The sequence below is a fragment of the Ilumatobacter sp. genome, from assembly GCF_049588435.1.
Classification (GTDB): Bacteria; Actinomycetota; Acidimicrobiia; order Acidimicrobiales; family Ilumatobacteraceae; genus Ilumatobacter_A.
In genome coordinates this window covers 1-6,340 of sequence record NZ_JBAVYV010000531.1, presented here as the reverse complement: position 1 = coordinate 6,340, position 6,340 = coordinate 1, and the positions used below count along the sequence as shown (strand labels likewise).

General features: G+C 66.8%; 9 protein-coding genes and 1 tRNA gene. 5 read left to right on the top strand and 5 right to left on the bottom strand.

The window, feature by feature from the left end:
- Positions 1-353, bottom strand: a 353-nt coding sequence (locus WBV89_RS20005; protein WP_423983088.1) for a hypothetical protein, incomplete at its 3' end; no start/stop codon positions are given.
- A 138-nt stretch (positions 354-491) separates the two neighbouring features.
- Between WBV89_RS20005 and WBV89_RS20000 the strand changes: the two genes are divergently transcribed.
- Together WBV89_RS20000 and WBV89_RS19995 are read left to right on the top strand one after the other, a co-directional pair.
- Positions 492-854, top strand: a complete 363-nt coding sequence (locus WBV89_RS20000) for a WhiB family transcriptional regulator (protein ID WP_423983087.1) — start codon at positions 492-494, stop codon at positions 852-854.
- A gap of 130 nt (positions 855-984) precedes the next feature.
- A tRNA-Val gene (locus WBV89_RS19995) sits at positions 985-1,061 on the top strand.
- A gap of 12 nt (positions 1,062-1,073) precedes the next feature.
- Here WBV89_RS19995 and WBV89_RS19990 read toward each other — a convergent pair.
- Together WBV89_RS19990 and WBV89_RS19985 are read right to left on the bottom strand one after the other, a co-directional pair.
- Entirely contained in the window at positions 1,074-1,685 is a 612-nt protein-coding gene (locus WBV89_RS19990) for a J domain-containing protein (RefSeq protein WP_423983086.1), read from the bottom strand.
- Between the two features lie 30 nt (positions 1,686-1,715).
- A complete protein-coding gene (locus tag WBV89_RS19985) occupies positions 1,716-2,156 on the bottom strand; it encodes an Lrp/AsnC family transcriptional regulator (RefSeq protein ID WP_423983085.1) in 441 nt (146 codons plus the stop codon).
- Positions 2,157-2,223: 67 nt separating this feature from the next.
- On the opposite strand from WBV89_RS19985, the gene ald reads away from it, so the two are divergent.
- Both ald and WBV89_RS19975 read left to right on the top strand, forming a co-directional pair.
- The gene (gene ald / locus WBV89_RS19980; RefSeq protein WP_423983084.1) at positions 2,224-3,354 is read left to right on the top strand and encodes an alanine dehydrogenase; all 1,131 of its coding nucleotides are present in this window, start codon (positions 2,224-2,226) and stop codon (positions 3,352-3,354) included.
- Between the two features lie 37 nt (positions 3,355-3,391).
- Positions 3,392-4,630, top strand: coding sequence for a cytochrome P450 (locus WBV89_RS19975; RefSeq protein WP_423983083.1), 1,239 nt, complete (start codon positions 3,392-3,394; stop codon positions 4,628-4,630).
- Between the two features lie 15 nt (positions 4,631-4,645).
- Here WBV89_RS19975 and arfB read toward each other — a convergent pair whose 3' ends face one another.
- Positions 4,646-5,068, bottom strand: a complete 423-nt coding sequence (gene arfB / locus WBV89_RS19970) for an alternative ribosome rescue aminoacyl-tRNA hydrolase ArfB (RefSeq protein WP_423983082.1) — start codon at positions 5,066-5,068, stop codon at positions 4,646-4,648.
- A gap of 28 nt (positions 5,069-5,096) precedes the next feature.
- On the opposite strand from arfB, the gene WBV89_RS19965 reads away from it, so the two are divergent.
- The gene (locus WBV89_RS19965) at positions 5,097-6,134 is read left to right on the top strand and encodes an LLM class F420-dependent oxidoreductase (protein WP_423983081.1); all 1,038 of its coding nucleotides are present in this window, start codon (positions 5,097-5,099) and stop codon (positions 6,132-6,134) included.
- Between the two features lie 6 nt (positions 6,135-6,140).
- Here the strand turns inward: WBV89_RS19965 and WBV89_RS19960 are convergent.
- A partial coding sequence (locus WBV89_RS19960; RefSeq protein WP_423983080.1) for a gamma-butyrobetaine hydroxylase-like domain-containing protein occupies positions 6,141-6,340 on the bottom strand: 200 nt, incomplete at its 5' end.

Sequence of the window (6,340 nt, the reverse complement as noted above, 5' to 3'; positions counted from 1 at the left end):
TCGGGTTCGGGTTCGGGTTGCTCGAGATGGTCGACGACCAGGCCTCCGAGTTCGAGCTGCTGCGTGTCGTCGGACGTGTCGCTGGTCGCCCTGTCGCGCCGCGACCGACTCGGCCGGGGGCGCTCCTCGATCTCGGGCGGCCGGAACAGGTGGAGATCGGGGTCTCGGAGATCGTCGAGCGTCCATCCCAGAGGGACCACCATCGAGTCACCGTGCCGTTGGCAGAGCACCCCGCCGGCCTGCAGCGCCGTATCCCGGATCACATCGAGCCAGAACACGAGCTCCTCGGTGCGCATCCCGTACGCGAGCGCGGCATTCTCGGAACACCCCGGTCGTTCGCACAGCTTGCCCATCGGTCGCTCACCGTAGTTCGGATGAGTACCGCGAGCGGTGAGGAACCGGCGATTCCAGGTCGATCCGCGGCTGCATGAGTAATCGCCGAGGCCCATTGAGCAATGCCCGTTCGGCGTCCCGTCCGTACCGTCGGAATCGTGCTCACCGAACCTCAAACTCACACGAGCGCCGACCCCGTCGAAACGATCACATCCGCAGCGTTCTCACCGCTGACCGGGCGTGCTCGATGTTCCGATGGCGCCGGCACTCTCACCCACCTCTTCTTCTCGGACGAAGACCTCGACATCGCCCGGGCCAAGGCGATCTGTCGCACGTGCCGGCTCAGTACCGCCTGTCTCGACGGTGCGATCCGCCGCAGCGAGGCATACGGCGTCTGGGGCGGCGTGCTGTTGATCGACGGCTCGCCGACGCGCTTCGCCCGACGTCGCGGTCGCCCGCCGACCCACCGGATCGAGACCGTCGCCGAAGAGGTCCCGATCCCGGCCCACCTCGTCGCGTGATCCAACCCCGATCTCGTGAACTGTTCCGGCGATCCGTGCGCGAACAGTTCACGAGATCGCCGGATGGGCGAGTCGCGTTCGGGTCCGGTCCGGATATCCTCGGGCGTCCATGTGACCCTCGGGTCGCGATGGGCGCATAGCTCAGTTGGTTAGAGCGCTGCCTTCACACGGCAGAGGTCAGGGGTTCGAATCCCTTTGCGCCCACCATCGGGAATCCCTCTAGGACGAGACCGCCACCTCGACGGTGAACTCGACGCAGGCGGCGCCCATGCCTTGGCGATCTCGGTGCTTCTCCCAGCCGTTCGAGCAGAGCCGATCGAAGGCGATGAACTGGCGCACGACCACGTCGCCCGAACCGGTGCATGCGATCTCGTCGGCGTCACCGTTGGCGAGGATCTCGACACAGTCGCCGTTGCGGAGGACTCCGTCCGGCGGCGCCGGTTCGCCCGGTTCGATGAACTGGGCGAGGACGACGATCCCGATGATCGCAACCGCCGACGCAACCAGCAGCCCTCGCCACGGGATCCGCGCCGGGCCATCCGGATAGGCGAACCGATATCCGGGCTGCCCATCGCTTCCGACCGACGTTCCGCCCTCCGCCGCCGCCCAGACAGGTCGCTCGCGACGCTCGGCGTCGTAGACCGCTCGCCGGCCCGGATCCGAGAGCACGTGGTACGCCGCGTTGATGTCGTGCATCTTGTCGCCGCCCGCGGCCGAGCCACCGGTGCGGTCGGGGTGGTACTCCCGGGCGAGACGGCGGTACGACTCGCGAATCACCGTCGCCGTGGCGTCGGGCGCGACGCCGAGGACGTCGTAGTGCGAGCGGCTCATCACCGAGGCGAACGATACTGATCGCTCGGCTCAGCCGACCACCGACCGCAGCAGCAACTTCGACTCCGTCCGGGCGACGGCTTCGTCGGCCCGCACCCATCGGACGAACGCATCCAGGCCGTCCGCTCCAGCGCAATCCGCGACGATCGTGTAGTCCGACGACCCGGTGACGTAGCCGGCGAGGGTCACCTCGTCACGCTCGACGAGGCGAGCCTCGAACGCATCCGCCTGGTCGCCCGGGACGAGGCTGACGTCCACGACGGCACGTACTCCCCGCCCGATCGCGGCCGGATCGATGCGCGCGGTGTACCCGGAGATCACCCCGCGCTCCTCGAGACGGCGCACGCGTTCGGCGACCGAGCTGGGCGCGAGATGGACTCGATCGGCCAGCTCCTTCCAGCTGATTCGACCGTGAGAGCGAAGGATTCCAAGGATTCGAGTGTCGATCTGATCAATTTCGGCTGAATCCATGGTAAGAGCGTACATCGGGCCGACAGATCCGTGGCATCGACGGTGCGACACACCCCATGATGGGCTCATGAGCAGCGACCGCACCCCGGCCATCCGAACCGTCGGGGTCCCGACGGAAGTCAAGACCGCCGAGCACCGGGTCGCGTTGACCCCCGACGGTGTTCGCGAACTCACCGGGAGCGGCGTCGACGTCCGCGTCCAGACCGGCGCGGGGATCGGCGCCTCGATCACCGACGACGATTACGTGTCGGCCGGCGCCACGATCGTCCCCACCGCGGCCGATGCGTGGTCCCAGGAGATGGTCGTCAAGGTGAAGGAACCGAAGGAGGAGGAGTTCCAGTACCTCCGCGAGGACCTGACGCTGTTCACCTACCTCCACCTGGCGGCGTATCCAGCGGTCGCCGAGGCGCTGCTGCGCACGAAGACGACGAGCGTGGCCTACGAGACCGTCCAACTCGACGACGGGTCCCTGCCGCTGCTCGCACCGATGAGCGAGGTCGCCGGCCGACTCGCACCGCAGATGGGAGCACACTTCCTCGAACGGCACAAGGGCGGCCGCGGGGTCCTGATGGGTGGCGTACCGGGAGTGAGCCCGGCCAAGGTCGTCGTACTCGGCGCGGGCAACGTCGGTTGGAGCTCGGCCGTGATCGCTGCCGGCATGGAGGCCGAGGTCACCGTGCTCGACATGAACCTCGAGCGACTGCGCTACGTCGACCAGATCCACAAGGGTCGGATCTCGACCCTGGCCTCCAACAAGGGCTCGATCGAGCGCACCGTGCGCGACGCCGACCTCGTGATCGGAGCGGTCCTCGTCGCCGGTGGTCGCGCCCCGGTGGTCGTGGGCGAAGACCTCGTGGCCGAGATGAAGCCGGGCGCGGTGATCGTCGACGTCGCGGTCGATCAGGGTGGATGCATCGCGACCACCCACGAGACGACGCACGACAACCCGGTGTACGAACTGCACGGCGTGATCCACTACGCCGTCGGGAACATGCCGGGAGCGGTCCCCCACACGAGCACGTACGCACTGACCAACGCAACCCTCCCCTACCAGGTCGACGTCGCGATCCACGGCGCGCTCGGGGCGGCCCGGCGCAAGCCGTCGATCGAGCACGGACTCAACACGGTCGGTGGAGAGCACGCCAATGCGATCGTGGCCGCCTCGCTCGGCGCCACGGCCGTCGATGCCCTCAGCTGAGTCGCACCCACCCCCGTTCCGTCCGTAGTCTCCTGCGATGGGCGATGCCGACACGACGACCAATGCGTTCGATCTCGACCTGCCGGTGATCGGACCCGAACTACGGGAACTTCCGCGGTCCGAATCGACGGAGCAACTCCGAACGCTCGCCACCGACCATTGGATCGTCCGCAACCAGCTCGGCTTCGCGATCCTCGACTACGACGACGTCACCGCAATCCTGCGCGACAAGCGCTGGCACAACGCCGTCGCGAAGATCCCGGAGATGATGGGGATCACCGATCCGGAGATCCTCAACCGCCCGCCCTCGATCCTGGCCGCCGAAGGTGACGTCCACACCCGGCTCCGGCGCCTCGTGGCCAAAGCGTTCTCGCCGCGCAATGCCGATGCACTGCGCCCGTTCATGCGCGACGTGGTCAACGAGCTGATCGATCCGGTCGCCGCCGCGGGTCGGGTCGACATCGCCGTGGACATCTGCGAGCCGTATCCGATCCCGATCATCTGTGAACTTCTCGGCGCCCCACGCGAGGACTGGCAGTCGTTCTCACGGTGGGCGGAGGACGTTCTCCGCATCTTCAACGGCACAGCCGCCGACGAGATGGAGGTCATCGGCAAGGCCCAGCTCGAGTTGAAGGAGTATGTGATCGACATGATCGAGGCGCGTCGCAGCGATCCCCGCGACGACCTCATCACGCACCTGATCGCTGCGGAGGAGGAAGGTGACCGACTCTCGACCGAGGAGTTGGTAACGATGGTCAACGCCGTCATCGTCGGCGGAACGGACACCACGCGCAACCAGCTCGGGTGTGCACTCAGCGTGTTCGCGGCCCATCCCGATCAGTGGCGGTTGCTGGGTGAGCAGCCCGATCTCGCCCCCAAGGCCGTCGAGGAATGCATGCGCTACTTCGGCGCGATTCGTGGCACGGGGCGTTTCGCGAGCGAGGACATCGTGTACCGCGACATCCTGTTCCCCGCCGGCACGTTCGTCTTCCCGTCGCTCGACGCTGCGAACTCCGACAGCGGCGTGACCGACGACGGAACCCGCCACTTCGACATCACCCGCGAGCCGGTCAAGGGCCGCGGTCAGATGACGTTCGGCTCGGGGATCCATTACTGCCTCGGCGCATCGTTGGCACGAGCCGAACTCCAGGAGGCACTGCCGATCCTCGCCCGACGGATGCCCGATCTCGCGGTCGACGGCACGATCACCTGGAAGCCGACCACCTCGGCCATCTTCGGCCCCGACCACTTCCCCGCTACCTTCACTCCCGCCTGACACCCACCGCCCGAGTCAGTCGTCTGGGCCCGGGCGACGACGCTGGCGCTTGGTCTCGCTGCGCTGTGCCTTCGTGTCGAGACGACGCCGTTGCGATCCGCGGGTCGGCTTCGTCGCTCGTCGTTTCCGCTCGACGCGCAGTGCACCCTGGAGTTTCTCGACGAGGCGGCGTTCGGCGATCACGCGGTTGCGGACCTGCGACCGTTCGTCGTCCGCGACGATCCTGATCGGTGATCCGAGCCGATCGATCACCCGGTCCCGTTGCGTTTCGTGGCGGAATGCGCTCGACCGGTCGACGTGGAAGACGAGTTCGACCCGGGTCGCCGCCTTGTTCGCGTGCTGTCCTCCGGGGCCGCCGGACGCGCTGAACGACTCGCTCAATTCGAAGCGCGGGATCCGAACGGCGTCGGTCACCACGAGTCGGTCGTCTTCAGGCATTCCATCATCCTGCTCTACGGTCGGGGCCATGACAGATCTCAAACTCGGATACAACACCGGCTACTGGTCGGCGGGGCCGCCCGCAGGGGCCTTCGATGCGATCAAAGAGGCGGAGAAGCTCGGGTTCAACTCGATCTGGACCGCTGAGGCTTACGGGTCCGATGCCCTCACACCGCTGTCGTGGTGGGGAGCGCACACCGAGAAGGTTCAGCTTGGTACCGGAATCATGCAACTGTCGGCTCGGACTCCTGCCGCGACGGCGATGGCTGCGCTGACGGTCGATCACCTGTCCAACGGCCGTTTCATCTGCGGCATCGGTGCCTCGGGACCGCAGGTCGTCGAGGGGTGGTACGGCCAGGAGTACCCGCGCCCGCTGGCACGCACCCGTGAGTACATCGAGATCATGCGGCAGATCTGGGCCCGCGAGGCCCCGGTCGAGTTCCACGGCGACTTCTACGACATGCCCGTCGACGGCGGGATGGGGCTCGGAAAGGCGCTCAAGCCGACCGTGCACCCGATCCGCAACGACATTCCGATCTATCTCGCCGCAGAGGGTCCGAAGAACGTGGCGCTGTCCGCTGAGGTGGCAGACGGTTGGCTGCCGTTGTTCTTCTCCCCCAAGGAGGACGCGTGGTACCGCGAGCAGCTCGCGGCCGGGTTCGAGAAGTCGGGCGAGGTCGACAAGGCGGATCGGTTCGAGGTGTCGTGCGGCGTCATGGTGATCCCGGGAGACGACGTCCAGAAGTGCGCCGACATGATCCGCCCGTTCCTCGCCCTGTACGCGGGCGGAATGGGTGCGAAGGGAGCGAACTTCCACTACGAGGTGTTCGAACGTATGGGGTACGGCGACGTGGCCGACAAGGTTCAGAACCTCTACCTCGACGGCAAGAAGGAAGAAGCGGCGGCGTCGATTCCCCTCGAGATGGTCGAGGACGTCGCCCTCGTCGGTCCGGCCGACAAGATCAAGGGTGAACTCGACAAGTGGCGCGACTCGTGCATCACCGAGGTGCTCCTGTCGGGTCCGGCCGAGATGCTCCCGATCTACGCCGAACTGATCAACGGCTGACCACCGTCAGGTCGGACGGGTGACGTGGGCTTCGACGATGTACTCGTCGATCCAGTACCGCAGCTTCTCGAAGGCATAGATGCCCGTCGAGTGACCGTCGTTCCAGTCGAGGTTGAGCCCCCACGCTCCGGCCATCGACGCCTCGGTGATCCGGACCTCGTCGGGCTTCGTCTCGGCCATGATCGACACCGACGTCCCCTTCTGTC